This window comes from Phaeobacter gallaeciensis DSM 26640 (assembly GCF_000511385.1).
GTDB classification, from domain to species: domain Bacteria; phylum Pseudomonadota; class Alphaproteobacteria; order Rhodobacterales; family Rhodobacteraceae; genus Phaeobacter; species Phaeobacter gallaeciensis.
In genome coordinates this window covers 106,429-123,024 of sequence record NC_023137.1, presented here as the reverse complement: position 1 = coordinate 123,024, position 16,596 = coordinate 106,429, and the positions used below count along the sequence as shown (strand labels likewise).

The following is a 16,596-nucleotide window of genomic DNA, read 5'->3' as shown; positions in this document are numbered from 1 at the left end:
ATGATGTCTGACGGTCAATACATATCTCGCAACGGCTGCATCGGACAGGAGACAAGCCGATGAGCGCAGCCCCTGAACACAGCCCAACAATGGCTCGGTCTTCGGTGGCCGACAGGCTGGCGCCTTATGCGCCGCTTATGCTGGTTCCGATCTTGGCAATCGCCGGTCTGATCGCGGTGCAGAACCCGGCCAGCTGGCTGACCCTGACAGTGTCCGGTCTGGCCATGGGGATGATGATCTTCCTGATGGCGTCAGGGCTGACTTTGGTGTTCGGCCTGATGGACGTCATAAACTTCGGTCACGGCGCCTTTGTCTCGGTTGGGGCCTTCATCGGGATTTCCGTCCTGCTGACACTGGGGCATCTGACCAATGCCCCCTCGTTGGGGCTGAACCTGCTGGCGATCCTGGCCGCGGTTCTTGCCGCTATGGCTGCGACCGCCGTCATGGGCTGGGCTTTCGAACGGGTGATTGTCAAACCTGTCTACGGCAACCACCTCAGCCAAATCCTTGTCACCATGGGGGGGCTGATCATCGCAGAGCAATTGATCATTGTCCTGTGGGGGCCAGAGGAAATCTATTTTACTCGACCCGAAGCGCTAAAAGGCGCGCTCACCTTCGGCGATGCCGCGATCGAGAAATATCGGCTGGTCACAGTCGGCGTTGGATTGGCAGTCTTTGCCGCCATGCGGTTTGTCCTGCGCCGCACCAAGATCGGCCTGATCGTACGGGCCGGTGTTCAGAACGGTGAGATGGTCGCGGCCCTAGGATACCGGTTGCGGCTGGTTTTCATCGGCGTGTTCATCGCCGGATCGGCCTTGGCCGGACTTGGGGGCGTTATGTGGGGCCTCTATCAGGAGGTGATCACCGCCCATATGGGCAATCAGGCGATGATCCTGATCTTCATCGTGGTGATCATCGGCGGGCTTGGCTCGGTTGAGGGCTGTTTCATCGGCGCGCTGCTGGTCGGGCTGCTGCAGAATTACATCGCCTTTGTAGAGCCGAAACTGGCCCTAGTTTCCAATATCGCCTTGATGGTGGCCATCCTGATGTGGCGCCCCATGGGCATGATCCCGGTGGTAAAGGCAAAATGATCCGTACTCTTCTGTCTGGCGACCTGCCACGCTCTCGCACCCTTGCCCTGCTGCTTGGTGTCATCCTGATCTGCCTGGCCTTCGCACCCTTTCTGTTTCCGGGCGTTCGCACCGTCGATACCGCCGCGCGCATCTGCATTTTTATCGTGCTGGTGGCGAGCTACGATCTCTTGCTGGGCTACGGCGGCATTGTCAGCTTTGCGCATACGATGTTCTTCGGCATGGGCGCCTATGGGGTCGCTCTCACCTCAACCCATATGGGACGTGGCTTTGACGCGCTGGCAATCGGGTCTATCACGGGTGCGGCGCTCGCAGCCGTTCTGGCGCTGCTGATTGGGTTGTTTTCCCTGCGTGTCCGAGCGATTTTCTTTGCCATGATCACGCTCGCTGTTGCCTCTGCCGTGGCGGTTTTGGTCAGCCAGCTCTCCGGGCTCACAGGAGGCGAGGATGGGCTGACCTTCAAAAACCCGCGCGAGCTGGGGCCTGCGTTCAAATTCGGCAAAGAGGCGTTCGATGGCAAACTCTTCGGGGTTAAACTGAACGGAAAATTGCTGACCTATTACCTGATTTTCGGCGGCAGCGCGCTGCTGTTCCTGGCTCTGTTGCGGGTCGTAAATTCGCCGTTTGGCCGCGTGCTGCAAGCGATCCGGGAAAATGACTTCAGAGCAGAGGCAATTGGCTACAAAGTGGTCTACTACCGCGTCACCGCCACCTGCCTCTCAGCGGCGATAGCGGCGCTGTCAGGATCTCTCTATGCGATCTGGCTGCGCTATGTGGGGCCGGATACCACCCTGTCGATGACAATCATGATCGACATTCTGCTGATGGTCGTCATTGGCGGCATGGGCACCATCTACGGCGCAGTTATCGGCGCGACCCTGTTTGTGCTGGCACAGAACTATCTGCAAAACCTGATGGGTGTTCTCTCGGGCATGACCGAAGGGTTACCTCTGCTGCCCGAACTTCTCAGCCCGGACAGATGGTTGTTGTGGCTTGGGGTGCTGTTCATTCTCAGTGTCTATTTCTTCCCCAGTGGCGTGGTTGGCCGCCTGCGCGGCCAACGTTAGCGCGCAGATCAGCGCAGGATCTGACCTTCGGGCCAGCTCAGCTCAGTATCAATCTCGATCACTTCGGTCGCACCCGCCGCAATCTCCATATCCCAAGCGAGGATACCACGCTGTTTCTCGACGTTTTCTTCCGTCGGTGCCGGGCGGGCGTCCCAGGTAATCTCCAGCGCGTCCTGCTGGGAATAGGGCACACGGTCCAGCAAGCGCAGCGGCCAAGCACGGTTCGTGAGGTTCTCCACCTCAATCTCGACCCGACGGACCTGTTCAGTGTTGCGCGAAATCAGCCCCTGCTCCCCTTCACTCTGGTCAAGAATATCGCGACTTAGGGTCAGACCTCTGATTGCGCCAAAGCCCAGATCCGCCTCTGCTCCCGGTGCCAGCCCGGCAAAATCTGCGACAGCAACCAATTTTCCGTCGACAAAATGGGCAGCCTGCGTCGCAGCCAATAGCTGTTCACCAAACTCGTTGGTGAAGCGTACCATACGGTAGGCCGTCTCATTGCGCAGCGGCACCGCCTGAGCGGTGAGCGTCGCGGCTGTCTTCAGGCTGTCCATCTCCAACCGCAACGCCTCAGCCCCTGATGCGACGGAGACAGGCGTATCAAACTCATAGACCGCGGCGACGCCACTGCGGTCGACAGACCATTGCCGAAGCATCTCCTCAACCACCACTGCCGCTTCGATTATAGGCTCGTTCGCAAGATCCAGTTCCATATCAGATGACATCCGCTGTTTCGGTTCTGGAACGGGCATTGGCTTCTCGATCCGCCGCAGCTGTGGGAAAAGCCGCGAGGGCGCTGATTGGCCCAAAGGGTCTGCGGTCGACAGCGTCAGCGCAACGTCCTGCCAGTTTTCGCCCGTGTCCTGTGACAAGATCACGCTGCGGTTCAACGTCAGCTCCGGATCACTGCCAGTTGCGAGATGCAGCTCATAGCTCGGAGACCAGCCGATATTGCCTGCCCCTTCAGTCAGATACTCCATGCGAATTGAGGTTGCCCCCGCGGCGGCGGCTTCAACCGTTACTTCAATATAGAGGCGCTCCTCGTCCTCTAGCGTAAGAGCGGCAAGCGCCGCGCGGGCGTCTGTCAGGTTCTCCTGCAAGGTAACCAGCGCTTGTTCCTTATTGCGGGCCTCAGCCTCGGCATCAACAATCTGACGGTGATTTTCGCCGGCCTGACGGCTGATCATCAGGGCGATATCAGCAAGCGCAGTGGCATTTGTATCCACAAGCCCGTCATTGTTGCCAAGCTGCTCCAGGAAATGAATAGAACTGCGCGCCGCATGAGCGGTAGCCCGTGCGCGCGCGGCCTCATCTTCCACCGTAGTGATCTGTGCTTCGATCTCATCTATGCGCGCTTCGGCGGCCTGAATCTCCGGTGTCGACGCGTCACGCGGCGGAACGAACTCATCTCGCACCCGGGTACTGATCCGGCGGGCGCCGTTTATTTGAACCTGCAGGCTCTCCGTCTCCGCACTTCGCGGAACCCCTTGCAGGATCAGCTCATGCTGCCCCTCAGGCAACACCACATCGGCTGTCCGGGTGATCTGCGCCAATCCTGGGTAAAGAGTGACAGCTACGACCTGGCTGTCCACTTGTATCACGTCCGAAACCCCAGCTGAGGCAATATGTGTGGCCACGGCAAGCGTCGCGCCAAAGGTGAAAACTGAAAAAGCAGATCGCATAATTTCTCTCGATTGATGAACACTGCGGGGCAATGCCTCGCCTGCCACCGAACCTAGAGACGCATCCGAGCTGTGACCAGTTGTATCCGCGATTGCCTGCCCGCCACCCCTTCGTGTCTGGGCCTCTCAGAGGTATTCAGGCAAAGGTTCGCCGAAACGCGTTTCCAGCTCTCGGCCTGGGAAGCCCAGAAACCGGCAGGTGCAGATTTCAACATGGCTATGGGCGTCCCGAAGACGCATGCGCCCATCTTTCCGCTCCAAGTAGAACCCCTTGATACGCAGCGCGCGGATCAACTCCAGCCAGGTCTTCGCGGTGCGGAAACTCTCGCTCAGGACCATTCTCAGCTGTGCTGCCATCTCTGCGTCCAGCCGCGAACTATTACGTGCGGTGGCCCAGGCGCTTTCGCCCGCGCTAATGCGCGCACTGTCTGCGATATCTTCCGCGGATCGTTTTTCCATCATGGTCTTATCCCCCATTTACCGTTGTCTAACCCCCATCAGACTAGTGGCATCAAGGCTGGCAAGAACAGTTATACAAACGGTAAAGGGGCCGCCTCTTTCGAGGCAGCCCCTTATCTGAATGGATAGGTTTTTAGCCTTTTTTCAGAACTTCACGCCCCAGAAGTTCCGCGATCTGAACCGCATTCAGAGCAGCACCCTTGCGCAGATTGTCGCTGACACACCACAGGTTAAGACCATTATCCAAGGTCGAATCCTGACGGATACGGCTGATGAAAGTTGCAAAATCACCAACACATTCGACCGGCGTCACGTAGCCGCCGTCTTCGCGCTTGTCGATCACCATGATGCCAGGGGCCTCACGCAGGATGTCACGGGCCTCATCTTCATCAAGGAAGTCCTCGAATTCGATGTTGATCGCTTCGGAGTGACCGACAAAGACCGGCACCCGCACGCAGGTCGCGGTGACCTTGATCGAGGGATCAACGATCTTCTTGGTCTCGGCGACCATCTTCCACTCTTCCTTGGTCGAGCCGTCGTCCAGGAAAACATCGATGTGCGGGATCACGTTGAAGGCAATCTGCTTGGTGTAGACGCTCGGTGGTACGTCCTGTGTAGGGTTGTAGACCGCTTTGGTCTGATCCCACAGTTCGTCAATCGCATCTTTGCCAGAGCCGGACACCGACTGATAGGTCGACACCACGACACGCTTGATCTTGGCACGATCATGCAGCGGCTTCAGCGCCACAACCATCTGCGCAGTGGAGCAGTTGGGGTTGGCGATGATGTTCTTCTTGGCATAACCATGCACCGCCTGCGGGTTCACCTCGGGCACGATCAGCGGCACGTCATGATCATAGCGGTACAGCGACGAGTTATCGATGACGACGCAACCGGCCGCAGCGGCTTTCGGCGCGTATTTCTTGGTGGCATCGGAGCCAACAGCAAACAGCGCCATATCCCAACCGGCGAAGTCGAACGTATCCAGATCCTGGGTCGTCAGTGTCTTGTCGCCGAATGTAACTTCGGTGCCGAGGGATTTGCGGCTCGCCAGAACTGCAATCTCATCCACAGGAAACTGGCGTTCCGCCAGAATGTTCAGCATTTCGCGACCCACGTTGCCCGTGGCGCCCGCGATAACGACGCGATAACCCATTTTGTTTCTCCAATTGTATCCGGCCTCGTGACCGGCTGCGGTGTCTTATCGGGAAAGCCCGCGCGAGGAAAGGCTAGATCAATCCAAGCTGTCGCGGCTGAGCAGATATATTGCGCATCCCGCCGCCAGAAACGCGAGGAGGAAACCAAAAATGACAAAATACGGTAAGGAAAGCTCCGCTCCGGTTGTTTCTGCATGCAGACGCCCACTGGCGAACTGCATGATTCCCACTCCGCCAATGCCAAAGAAGTTGAGCATGGTCACTCCCCGCCCAACCAGGTGCGGCGGCACAAAGGCGCGTCCCTGCCCCAGGATGACCGGGAAGGCCGCACCGAAAAAACCGACGGCCGCCATCAGAGCCACGACCAATGGCACTGGCCCGTCGATGAATAGCATCAGGCCACCCAGCGCCGCACAGGCCAGAAGATTACCGCCAAGCACCACACCTTTGCGTGTACCCAAAAGCCGATCCATCGGCCCATAGGCAAATGTGCCGAGAATCATCGCAACCCCCATCACCAGACTGGCGACCCCAATCGCCTCAGAACCAAGACCAAAGACATCACTCATATAAGGGCCGATCCACAGGCCGCGGAGCGCCGCCGAGGGTGCATAGGCCACAAACATCATGATGAATATCGGCCAAAGCACAGGCATGCGCAGAATATCCAGCACAGAGCCTTTGGGGCCGTCGCTGACCTCAACCCGCGCCGGGTCCTTCACTGTCAGCGCAATACCAAGCGCTACCGCAGTCGAGATCCCCGCAAGCCCAAACAATGTACCGCGCCATCCCAGAACCTCAACCGCAAGCGCCGTTGGATAGGATGCAACCAGGTTCCCAAGGGAGCCAACCCCCAGCATCAGGGCCGCCAGTGTCGCAAAGCGGCGCGGCGGATACTCCCGCGCGAATATGTAATAGGATGCCATGAGGACAGGCGAACATCCCACCCCGATCAGGACCATCGCAAGGCTGATGTGAAACGGCTGGCTGGCCAGCGCAAACACCAACGTCCCGCCGCCCCCGCCCAGCAACAACAACGCTGCCGCAGTACGGCTTGGCCCGATACGGTCCAACGCCCACCCCACCGGCAGCTGCATGACGGCGAAGGTCAGGAACCAGAGCCCGGAGGCAAAGGCAAGATCCTCAGGCGAGGCGCCCAGATCAGTTTGAAGGGCAGAACTGAGCACCGCCAGAAATGCCCGAAAGAACTGGCTGAGCACATAGCCCAGACATAAAATAATCAGCCCCACCTGCATGAAATCCCCCGAATGAGCTGCGCGACCCGGCACATGACCCGGACCGGAAATCTGATCGGTCCACAGTGGCGATTTCGCACCAATTCACAAGAGCGCGAAACCACTTAGCCGTGATTGGTCGTGCGTCGCAGCCGCGCTAGGCTATGGTGTCTGCAGGATGAACGGATCGCATATGACACAGGATGGTTTCTACCAAAGCCTCTCGCCCAGCCGCGATTTCGCCGGCCTGACGCGGGCCGGCGCGTTTACACCACTGCCCAGAGACTGGATGGTAGGCTGCTGCGATATCGTCAATTCCACCGATCTGATCGCATCCGGGCGTTACAAGACGGTGAATACCATCGGAGCCTCGGTGATCGCAGCCATGATAAACGCCTTGCAGGGTGTGCCGTTTCCTTATGTGTTTGGCGGTGACGGGGCCTCCTTTGCAGTTGGTCCTGAACATGCCGACATTGCCCGTGACACTCTGGCTCGCCTGCGCAGCTGGGCCAGTGCGGAGTTTGATATTGACTTGCGCGCGGCACTGCTCCCGGTGTCTTGGATCCGGGCCGAGGGGCTAGATGTTGCTGTCGCCCGCTATGCTGTATCCGAAGCCGCTGACTATGCGATGTTCGCGGGCGGTGGCCTGAACTGGGCCGAACGGCAAATGAAGCACGGCGGGTTTGAGGTGCCGCCTGCCCCACTGCCCGATCCACCAGATCTGACTGGCCTGTCTTGCCGCTGGAACACAATTCCGGCCCGCAACGGTCTGATCCTTTCGGTAGTGGTGCAACCCGAACCGACAGCCTCTGCCAAGGATTTTGCAAAAATTGCCGGTGATATTCTCGCCGTGGCGGATCAGCTACAGCGCAATGGCCATCCGGTACCGGAAGGGGGGCCAAGCTTTAGCTTCCCACCGCCGGGCCTTACCCTTGAGGCCAAGATCTCACGCGGGAAAACTGCTTTGATCCTGCGCAAGGCCCAGCTGTTTATTCAGACAACATTGGCCGCGTATGCCCTTAGCCGAAAGCGCCCGCTTGGCAGTTTTGATGCGCAGCATTATCGCAGGATGCTGGTGGCCAATGCCGATTTCCGAAAATTCGACGATGGCCTTAAGCTGACACTCGACTGCCCGCCACACGTGCGCGACGACATTACGCGGATCCTGGAGAAAGCCGCGACCGCCGGTCATGCACGATACGGGCTCCACGAACAGGATGAGGCGCTGGTGACCTGCATTGTTCCATCAGCGATGCGCGACGATCATGTTCACTTCATCGATGGCGCCTCTGGCGGCTATACCCAAGCCGCACTGCGAATGGCGGCCTCAGACCGGGCAACAGCCTGAGGCCCACCCTGAGCTACCGTTCGGCTGCAGGTCTCAGACCGGTTGGAAGTTGCCGCTTCGCGGTTCGTAACATTCCAGCCCACCTTCGCCGATATCAGTCCACAGACCATGCAGGCTCAATGTGCCATCACGTACGGCACTGTCGATGAACGGGAAGGTCATCAGGTTTTCAAGCGAGGCCACAACCGCCTGACGCTCGAACTGACGCGCCTGAGTATCGATATCCTCGATATCCTCAACCAGTGAAAATTTCGGTTTCAGGATATCCATCCAACGCCCGACGAAGCTCTCCTTGGCATCCAGGGCCGGCGCGTGGCCTTTGCACATATCAATACAGCCCTGTACCCCGCCGCATTGTGAATGCCCCAGTACGATCAGATGCGCCACTTTCAGAACGGTGACGGCATATTCGACGGTCGCACTGGTCCCGTGGTGGTCACCGTCCGGCTGATAGGGCGGCACCAGATTCGCGATATTTCGATGGATGAAGAACTCGCCCTGATCGGCGCCGAAAATCGAGGTGACATGCACCCGGCTGTCACAACAGGAGATAACCATCGCGCGCGGGCGCTGACCCTCGCTGGCAAGCCGCCGGTACCAGCCCTGATTGTCGCTATAGGTCGTGGCTTTCCACCCGTGATAGCGCGTCACCAGATAGCTTGGCAGGGGTTTTGCAAATTGCATATGCTGATCCTCAATTGGCATTTGGCGGGTCTGTTACCAAGGATTGTTAGCAAATTCGAGAGATTTGACCATCCGCTTGGAAACCTTTTGACAACTTCTGAAGCGCAAGTTTGGCCCGTGCCGTGGGGGCATGAATATATGGGGTTTAATGTGGTGGCTCAAATACTCACTGTAATACACAAAGAAAACGTGCGCCTGGATTCCGACAAATTGTCGGATCTCTATGCGCAACTTGGCGAAGCAGGGGCCGAAGATGTGGTCTGTCGCGCGATTGAGGAACTGGCCGTACGGCTGTCTCACTGCGAGCGGTTATGGCGCCAGAATGATATGCCCAATCTGCGCAAAAGCGCGCGATCGCTGATCGCCATCGCTGACCAGATCGGCATGACGGCAATGGCGCAGGTTGCCCGTGACGTAACCGGGGCAATTGATATCGACGATTTTGCCGCAGTGGCGGCGACGCTGTTCCGACTGATGCGGATTGGAGAACGGTCTCTGACCGCCGTCTGGGAGCAGCAAGACCTTTCGGTCTGACGCGTGATCCTGGGGGGGGACACGTGCTCAGATACATCTGACAGCGGATCTGCCGCCGACGGAGCCTGTCTCCATCTGTCAGACCCAAGGTGGACTGCGCATCACCTATTGGTTTCGTTGTGGCGTATGTAATGCGTCCGGGCTCTTTCCAGGGCCCTCATTGGCGTTCTATCCACAACAATTCACGAATGGCGCCCGCTGGAAACAGCGGGTCGCCTCGGCAATTGCAGGGCTTGCAGATAGCGCTGTGACAGATACTGTGACGATCAAATCGCCCCCCGAGCCGGAGTATCCTGTTATGCCCTCTGCCAAGCATCCTGCTTTTGCCAAACCGGACACCGCAAGCATCGCTTTGCACGTGCTGAGTCAGGAGAGCTGCGAGAGCTGGCTGGCCAAGGCGTCGGCTGAAACCGCCAACTGGGCACGTGCAAACGGATTTAACGGTGCCATTGGGCAGGTCCTTACGCTCCCGGGCAAAGATGGCCAGCCACGGCAGGCCTTGGTCGGATATGGTACCGAGAAAGATCGCACGCGGCGCCGATTTATTCTAGCCAGTGCACTGTCCAAACTGCCCAAGGGCACATATCATCTCGCCGAAGGTATTGCCCAAAAGGACCGCCCAGCAGAGTGTCTGGGTTGGCTGCTCGCCCAGTACAGGTTTGACCGCTACAAAAGCGGGCGAGACGCCGAGGCACATCTGATTGCGCCCGAGGGTGTGGATAATGCCCGGCTCGAAGCCCTCGCTGCCGGGGAGTTTCTGACACGGGATCTAATCAACACACCTGCGGCAGACATGGGTCCGGCTGAGCTGCAGAACGCAGCACAGGCCCTAGCTGACCGGCATGGTGCAAGCCTCGACGTGATCGCAGATCAGGATCTACTGACGCAGAATTTTCCGATGATCCATACCGTCGGCCGCGCCTCTGACCGCCGACCGCGCTTGCTGGAGATGCGCTGGGGCAGTACCGGCCCCAAGCTGACACTTGTGGGTAAAGGCGTCTGTTTTGACACTGGCGGGCTGAACCTCAAACCCGGCAGCAGTATGGGGCTGATGAAGAAAGATATGGGCGGCGCGGCCAATGTATTGGGACTGGCTCATATGATCATGGCGCTGCAGCTGCCCGTCGCATTGCGTGTGCTTATCCCGGCGGTCGAGAACAGTGTCTCTGCCAACGCGTTCCGCCCCGGTGATGTGCTGACCGCCCGCAACGGGTTGACCGTTGAGATCAACAATACCGATGCCGAAGGTCGGCTGGTTCTGGCCGATGCACTGGCCTATGCGGCGGAGGACACACCGGATCTGCTGATTTCCATGGCAACATTGACGGGGGCCGCCCGCGTCGCCGTCGGCCCGGACCTTGCGCCGTTTTATACCGATGTTGACGCTGATGCGGATGCCATCGGCGCAGCAGCAGCTGCGGTCGCTGACCCGGTCTGGCGCATGCCCTTCCACGCGCCCTATGAGGCGATGATCGAACCGCAGATTGCCGATCTGGACAATGCGCCCAGCGGCGGCTTCGCCGGCTCAATCACCGCAGCCCTGTTCCTGCGCCGTTTTGCCGGAGAACACCGCTATATGCACTTCGATATCTATGGCTGGACCCCAAGCGCAGCACCCGCTCGGCCCAAAGGTGGCGCACTGCAGGGCGCGCGCGCTGTGTTCGAGGCGCTCCCTCAGATGCTGAAACTCTGAAGGATAAGACGATGGATCCTCGCCGCACGCCCGCAAACGACCGCGTGATCGCCGCACATCTGGCGTTAGATCCTGACGGCAGACAAATCGTTGGAGGCCAACCTGCACAGATTTGTCTGCCAGTGGTGAATCTCCTGCGTCGCCCAGACGGACCAAGGGACCGGCAACTGCTGCTCGGGGCTGAGGTCACCATCTATGGTGCCCATGACGGCTGGGCCTTCGTACAGGCGGCTGCAGATCGCTACGTCGGCTATGTCCCGACTTCCTCGCTCGAGCAACCCACAGACCCCGTCACCCATCAGGTCTGCACTGCGGCGACCCATGCCTACAGCGCGGCAGATATGAAATCCGCAGATCTCTGCAGCCTCAGCCATAGCAGCAGGCTGCGCGTTTCCAGCCTAGGCAGCAAATTTGCCGAAACAAATCACGGCTACGTCCCTCTGCATCATCTGCGGCCAATTTCCCAGCCCGACAGGGATCCGGTCGCCGTTGCGCAGCTGTTTCTTGGAACCCCTTATCTATGGGGCGGCAACAGCCGCTGGGGCATCGACTGTTCCGGTCTGGTTCAGGCTGCGATGCTGGCCTGCGGGGTGGCTTGCCCCGGCGACAGTAACCAGCAGGAGCGTGAGTTGGGCGATAACATCCCGCTCGGCAACACAGCGGTGCCCAGCGATCTGCGACGAGGTGACCTGCTGTTCTGGAAGGGACACGTGGCACTGATGCAGGACCCCGAAACCATGATCCATGCAAACGCCTATCACATGGCCGTCGCCTTGGAGCCTGTTGCTGACGCCGTGGAGCGGATCATGTCACAGGGTGATGGGCCGATCACAAGCCATCGGCGTGTTATCCTCTAGGGCGCAGCCTGCCCCCGTGCTAACGCGTATCAGGCCGTCATGTCACTGATCTGATCAGCTTACGCTCAAGCACACGCAGCACCATTCGCAGATCATGTCCACGTTTCAGGATCTGGCCATCCATGCCGACAACCGCGTATTGTCCTTGCCGGTTGCGCAACTTGGGCCGCTTTTCAATTCGGTACAATGGGTGCTCAGCCGTGCGGCGAAACACTGAAAATACCGCCAGATCCCGCAGAGTAGAAATGCCGTAGTCCCGCCATTCCCCGGCTGCAACCATACGACCATAAAGCGACAGGATCACCGAAAGTTCGGTACGGTGAAAGGCAACCTGCTGCGGGTCAGAAAACGATGCGAAGGGCTGCACTTGGTCAAAGCTCATATCAGCAGGGTCGCGCCAAACAGCCCGTAAATCAAGCATTATTGCTAATCATCCGTACCGCGCCGCCCTCAGGACGGCGACAGTTCGGGCACGACAGACCGCGTATCCAGACCAATGATCTGCTCAAATGCCGCGCGACCGGGCGTCGTCAGTAACAAGCCCCGTTTGACAGGCTGACGCTTCACCCACCCCGCGTCCAGCGCGTGGGACAGCAACTGACGCCCTAAAGCACCTGAGATATGCAGACGCCGTTCCGTCCAGTCCATACAAGGGCGGGCAAATGGCTGCCGCCCTGGTCGACCCGGCAGCACCACGCCAAGCCTGTCCCATTCAGCCGCCGGGATCACCTCAAACCCGCCGTTGTGCTCAACCAAAAGGCCCAGTTCAAGAAAACGTACAGTCATCGCCACAGCCAGCGGGCCCGCAAAATGGTCGTAGCAACTGCGCAGCGGTGCCAACTGACCCGCCTTGCGCTGCTGAGCACGCTGCAGATGATCCGACGGCGCAATCGAGGCCAGCTGTTCGAGGGTATGGGCCACCTCCGCACTGGCCAAACGGTGAAACACACAGCGCCCGCGCTTTTCGGCCACCACCAGACCTGCGGACTGCAACATCTGCAAATGCGCGGTGGCAGTGGGCGGGGTGACACCTGCGGCTGAGGCCAGTTCCTTGTTGGTGTAGGACCGTCCATCCAGCAATTCACACAACATACGGGTACGGCTGGCATCGGCCAGGGCCTGGCCCAGAATATCAAATCGTGGCGTACTCATGAACAGAGACTAACCCAGCGTCTGGGATCAGGCCCAGTACAAACATTTCGCCCGCTGTCGAAGTGTTCGCTGTTGGAAGTCTGTTTACGCATTAACCGCGATCTAACCCGATCCGCCTAATCTGAACGCATTGCGACACATCTGGCTAGGGAAACAGCAGGCGATGGCACCTCACCTGACAAAGGACAGCACCCACCCGGCGCGGGTCGTCACAGCGTCTCCTAACACCTGCCAATTTCTGATGCCTCTGTTTGCGGTGCTGAGTGGCCTATTGCTGATGACGGCATTGCTGTTGCTCGCAGGCAAGGTTGAGGCAGAAAGCCCCGCACCGAACAAATATGTTGCCCAGCGCATCGCCCTGATGAGCAGTCAGAAAAAGGCGCTTCAGGATCTCACTGCACTGACGCGGGACTATATCGCGTTTGATCGGTCCGGCGCCCGTGCCGCGCGCCGCAGCCTGATCCGGTCGACACGCCGCATTTCACGCCATTTTCGCCGCGACGTGACAGATCTCTCGTCCCACGCGCGCGGTGGCATCTGGACGAACTGGGCTGATTTCAAACGCCATGCCGATGATGCTGAAAAAGCCGCGAAGGCCCTGAATATCCGCTCCGTCTCAGGTCTAAGACGCAGCTTGCCAAGGCTGATCTCTGCCTGCCACAATTGTCACCAGATCTATCGGGATACGCCAAGGGAATTCACCACCCACTAGGGGTAATCACCGGGTCGTTTCCTCAGTCGCAGCAGGCACGCCATAGCGGGCCAGAAACGTAGTGATCGCCGCATCCACCACCCGTTCCCGCTCCTGCGGTCCGATCTCAGCTTCGATATTGAAGAGCAAACGCAAGAACATATCTGCCCGACACAGCTCGGCAAACTGATCCGCAGCCAGATCCAGATCGTCGATCCGCAATTGCCTGCGCGACGTCGCCTCCGCAAGATACTCTCGCAGCTGGGCCCGAATGGTCGCAGGCCCGCTTTCGTAAAACCGCCGCCCCAGGTCGGGAAACCTGTCCGCCTCGGCAACACAGATCCGAAACATCTTCACGCCGAACTCCGACAGGATCACTGAAAGTATATGATGGCCCGCCTCGCGCAGCGCCGTCTCAGGATCGCAGCAGCCAGACGCAATAGTCACCGCAGTGTCCGCTTGACGGGCGCAGCCATGGCGAGCAACCTCCATAAACAGCAGCCGCTTGTCAGGAAAATAACTGTAGAGCGTCGCCTTGGAGACACCCGCCTTGCGGGCAATATCATCAACGCTGGCGCCTTCGAACCCATGGGCCATGAATACATCCCGCGCGCCCTGAAGCACCTGATCGTATTTTCGGCCCTTACGGGGAATGGCGGCTGGCTGGTTCATCCATACTCTCTGCTGTGGCGTCGCGCGCGACCTGATATGTCGCAGATCTGGAGCCAAATCTACACATTCGCAAATGAGGTCAAGCATCGCCTCACACCCACCTGTAACACTTTGATAGCCTGTGAGTTAGCGCTCCGCACGCTCAAGTGAAATAAACTTACCCTCAGAACGTAGCGACAGGGAGGTCGGCTCGGCCACCAGCGGCCCACGGGCATGGCGTTTCGAGGACAGGCCGAACACTCAAGCCATGCGGAGGCAGAACCCTCTTTCCGCGTTGGTCAATTCAGGTTACCAATTGCGGTGATGCTCGAGATATTTCTGAGAACACTGCCATTTTTCGCAATAATTGGCCTTGGATACATGGCCGGGCGCAGCCGTTTCTTCTCCGAGGAGGCGACTGCGAGCCTGACCAAATTCGTCTTTTACTTCCCATTGTCAGCGATGATTTTTCGGTTTGCAGCCAATCTGTCCTTCTCCGAGATCTTCGACCCCCGGCTGATCCTCGGTTACCTGCTGGGCACGATGGCAGTCTATATCCTGACCACGCTAGTCGCACTTCTGCGGCGTCTCGATATGCAGACCGCTGCGGTTGAGGCGCAATGCGCGGCGATCGGCAATGTCGGCTTTCTTGGCCTGCCAATGATGGTCCTGCTGTTCGGTCCTGCCTCAGTAGGGCCAATGATGCTGATCCTCAGCGTAGATCTGGTGGTGTTTTCCTCCCTAATCGTGGTTCTGATCAACATCGGGCGCGGCAGCGGGTTCGGCAGCGATACGCTTCGGCTGGTTGGGCGAGGGCTGCTGCAGAACCCGATGATCCTGTCAATTTGTGCCGGGTTGATATGGTCCGCTCTGGCCCTGCCGATTCCGACGCCTGCCAATGCGTTTCTGGCGCTTCTCGGCGATGCCGCAACGCCGGGCGCACTCTTTGCGATTGGGGCTTCTTTGGCATCGAAATCCGCCGAGCGGGTCCAGATCGCAAGCTGGCTCAGCTTTGCCAAACTCGTCCTACACCCCGCCTGCGTCGCGATTTGCGTTCTTCTGCTGATCCCGGTGGATCCCTATGCCGCCGGTGTTGCCATCGCTGCTGCCGCGCTGCCCGTTGCCGGCAATGTCTATATGCTTGCTCAGCATTACGGTGTTGCACCGCACCGCGCCTCTGCCGCGATCTTGTTGTCCACCACGCTCTCGATCCTGACATTGCCGCTAGTGATCGCCTGGGTTTCGGCCCTCGCCCTGCCATAGGCTCGACCTGAAGCATGTGGCTTCAACTGAACGGAGCTGAGCCGTATCGAAACAGCTTCCAGAACCAGTAATCCGCCGCCGTCTTCAGGTTTTTGCAATCATATGTCGCAAAAACAAGAACCGCAGACGCGCAGTCACTGGACGCTATGGCTGACCACAGGTAGCGATAGACCAACAAGGAACAAAGGAGTCGCCCCATGGAAACCGTCTCGAAAAATGCCGCCTTCGGAGGCGTGCAAGGCGTCTATCGCCATGCCAGCAGCAGCACCAATTGCGACATGACCTTTGGGCTGTTCCTGCCGGAGGAGGTCGCCGACGGTCCGGTGCCACTGCTGTGGTATCTGTCGGGGCTGACCTGCACCCATGAAAACGCAATGACCAAGGCCGGGGCGCAAGCCTGGTGTGCAGAACAAGGCATAGCGATGGTGTTCCCCGACACCTCCCCGCGCGGTGAAGGTGTCGCCGATGACGAAGCTTACGATCTGGGTCAGGGCGCAGGTTTCTACGTGAATGCCACGCAGGACCCCTGGGCTTCGCATTTCCAGATGTGGGACTATATCACCGAAGAACTGCCTGCCCTCCTGGGGGAGCAGTTTGCACTGGATATGGACCGCCAGTCGATCACCGGCCATTCCATGGGGGGACACGGCGCGCTGACGATGGCAATGAACCTGCCCGGCCGGTTCCGGTCCGTGTCGGCCTTCGCACCGATCTGCAACCCCACTGCCAGCGATTGGGGCCGCAAACAGCTGACCGCATACCTAGGTGCAGACGAAGCGACATGGGCGCGTCACGATGCAACCCTGATGATGCAGGACAGCGGCTTTGACGGGCCTGTGTTGATCGACACCGGCACATCCGATCAATTCCTTGATCTGCTAAAACCCGAAACTCTGGCACAGGCCGCAGCGAGCCGCCGCCAACAGGCCGTAGTGCGGATGCAGCCGGGATATGATCACAGCTATTTCTTCGTCTCCACCTTCATGGAGGATCATGTCTCCTTCCATGCCGAAGCGCTGTACCGGGGCTGAA

At 59.0% G+C, this 16,596-nt stretch carries 17 protein-coding genes; 9 read left to right on the top strand and 8 right to left on the bottom strand.

Features of this window, described 5'->3' with window-relative positions; all coding sequences use genetic code 11:
• Window positions 1-59 precede the first annotated feature (59 nt).
• Complete coding sequence (locus GAL_RS00520; RefSeq protein WP_024095658.1) at window positions 60-1,091, top strand: branched-chain amino acid ABC transporter permease; 1,032 nt, start codon at window positions 60-62, stop codon at window positions 1,089-1,091.
• A complete protein-coding gene (locus tag GAL_RS00515) occupies window positions 1,088-2,158 on the top strand; it encodes a branched-chain amino acid ABC transporter permease (protein ID WP_024095657.1) in 1,071 nt (356 codons plus the stop codon). Before GAL_RS00520 ends, GAL_RS00515 begins: the two co-directional genes overlap by 4 nt.
• Window positions 2,159-2,166: 8 nt before the next feature.
• Here the strand turns inward: GAL_RS00515 and GAL_RS00510 are convergent, their stop codons facing one another.
• The 4 genes from GAL_RS00510 to GAL_RS00495 all read right to left on the bottom strand — a co-directional run bounded on the left by GAL_RS00510 (window position 2,167) and on the right by GAL_RS00495 (window position 6,712).
• Window positions 2,167-3,840 carry a DUF4139 domain-containing protein gene (locus GAL_RS00510; RefSeq protein ID WP_024095656.1) on the bottom strand — a complete coding sequence of 558 codons (1,674 nt, stop codon included), beginning with the start codon at window positions 3,838-3,840 and terminating at the stop codon, window positions 2,167-2,169.
• A 126-nt stretch (window positions 3,841-3,966) separates the two neighbouring features.
• A complete protein-coding gene (locus GAL_RS00505) occupies window positions 3,967-4,302 on the bottom strand; it encodes a hypothetical protein (RefSeq protein WP_024095655.1) in 336 nt (111 codons plus the stop codon).
• A gap of 130 nt (window positions 4,303-4,432) precedes the next feature.
• Window positions 4,433-5,455, bottom strand: coding sequence for an aspartate-semialdehyde dehydrogenase (locus GAL_RS00500; protein WP_024095654.1), 1,023 nt, complete (start codon window positions 5,453-5,455; stop codon window positions 4,433-4,435).
• A 78-nt stretch (window positions 5,456-5,533) separates the two neighbouring features.
• Window positions 5,534-6,712 (bottom strand): MFS transporter, encoded by a 1,179-nt coding sequence (locus tag GAL_RS00495; protein WP_024095653.1) that lies wholly within the window; start codon window positions 6,710-6,712, stop codon window positions 5,534-5,536.
• A 172-nt stretch (window positions 6,713-6,884) separates the two neighbouring features.
• Here GAL_RS00495 and GAL_RS00490 point away from each other — a divergent pair, with 172 nt between their 5' ends.
• Window positions 6,885-8,039 (top strand): DUF3095 domain-containing protein, encoded by a 1,155-nt coding sequence (locus GAL_RS00490; RefSeq protein WP_024095652.1) that lies wholly within the window; start codon window positions 6,885-6,887, stop codon window positions 8,037-8,039.
• A gap of 33 nt (window positions 8,040-8,072) precedes the next feature.
• On the opposite strand, the gene GAL_RS00485 is transcribed toward GAL_RS00490, so the two are convergent.
• A complete protein-coding gene (locus GAL_RS00485) occupies window positions 8,073-8,723 on the bottom strand; it encodes a carbonic anhydrase (RefSeq protein ID WP_024095651.1) in 651 nt (216 codons plus the stop codon).
• A 138-nt stretch (window positions 8,724-8,861) separates the two neighbouring features.
• On the opposite strand from GAL_RS00485, the gene GAL_RS00480 reads away from it, so the two are divergent.
• From GAL_RS00480 to GAL_RS00470, 3 genes are all read left to right on the top strand, one after another.
• Window positions 8,862-9,257 carry a hypothetical protein gene (locus GAL_RS00480; RefSeq protein ID WP_024095650.1) on the top strand — a complete coding sequence of 132 codons (396 nt, stop codon included), beginning with the start codon at window positions 8,862-8,864 and terminating at the stop codon, window positions 9,255-9,257.
• 298 nt (window positions 9,258-9,555) lie between these two features.
• Entirely contained in the window at window positions 9,556-10,950 is a 1,395-nt protein-coding gene (locus GAL_RS00475; RefSeq protein ID WP_024095649.1) for a leucyl aminopeptidase family protein, read from the top strand.
• Between the two features lie 11 nt (window positions 10,951-10,961).
• Entirely contained in the window at window positions 10,962-11,807 is an 846-nt protein-coding gene (locus GAL_RS00470) for a C40 family peptidase (protein ID WP_024095648.1), read from the top strand.
• A gap of 37 nt (window positions 11,808-11,844) precedes the next feature.
• Here the strand turns inward: GAL_RS00470 and GAL_RS00465 are convergent, their stop codons facing one another.
• Both GAL_RS00465 and GAL_RS00460 read right to left on the bottom strand, forming a co-directional pair.
• Window positions 11,845-12,189 carry a DUF2794 domain-containing protein gene (locus GAL_RS00465; protein ID WP_173674603.1) on the bottom strand — a complete coding sequence of 115 codons (345 nt, stop codon included), beginning with the start codon at window positions 12,187-12,189 and terminating at the stop codon, window positions 11,845-11,847.
• Between the two features lie 68 nt (window positions 12,190-12,257).
• A complete protein-coding gene (locus GAL_RS00460) occupies window positions 12,258-12,959 on the bottom strand; it encodes an ArsR/SmtB family transcription factor (protein WP_024095646.1) in 702 nt (233 codons plus the stop codon).
• Window positions 12,960-13,122: 163 nt separating this feature from the next.
• Here GAL_RS00460 and GAL_RS00455 point away from each other — a divergent pair, with 163 nt between their 5' ends.
• Complete coding sequence (locus GAL_RS00455) at window positions 13,123-13,671, top strand: c-type cytochrome (protein ID WP_024095645.1); 549 nt, start codon at window positions 13,123-13,125, stop codon at window positions 13,669-13,671.
• 6 nt (window positions 13,672-13,677) lie between these two features.
• Here the strand turns inward: GAL_RS00455 and GAL_RS00450 are convergent, their stop codons facing one another.
• Window positions 13,678-14,322 carry a TetR/AcrR family transcriptional regulator gene (locus GAL_RS00450; RefSeq protein ID WP_040104265.1) on the bottom strand — a complete coding sequence of 215 codons (645 nt, stop codon included), beginning with the start codon at window positions 14,320-14,322 and terminating at the stop codon, window positions 13,678-13,680.
• A gap of 303 nt (window positions 14,323-14,625) precedes the next feature.
• Between GAL_RS00450 and GAL_RS00445 the strand changes: the two genes are divergently transcribed.
• Window positions 14,626-15,564 (top strand): AEC family transporter, encoded by a 939-nt coding sequence (locus GAL_RS00445; protein WP_024095643.1) that lies wholly within the window; start codon window positions 14,626-14,628, stop codon window positions 15,562-15,564.
• Between the two features lie 197 nt (window positions 15,565-15,761).
• Window positions 15,762-16,595 carry an S-formylglutathione hydrolase gene (gene fghA / locus GAL_RS00440; RefSeq protein ID WP_024095642.1) on the top strand — a complete coding sequence of 278 codons (834 nt, stop codon included), beginning with the start codon at window positions 15,762-15,764 and terminating at the stop codon, window positions 16,593-16,595.
• Window position 16,596: the final 1 nt, after the last annotated feature.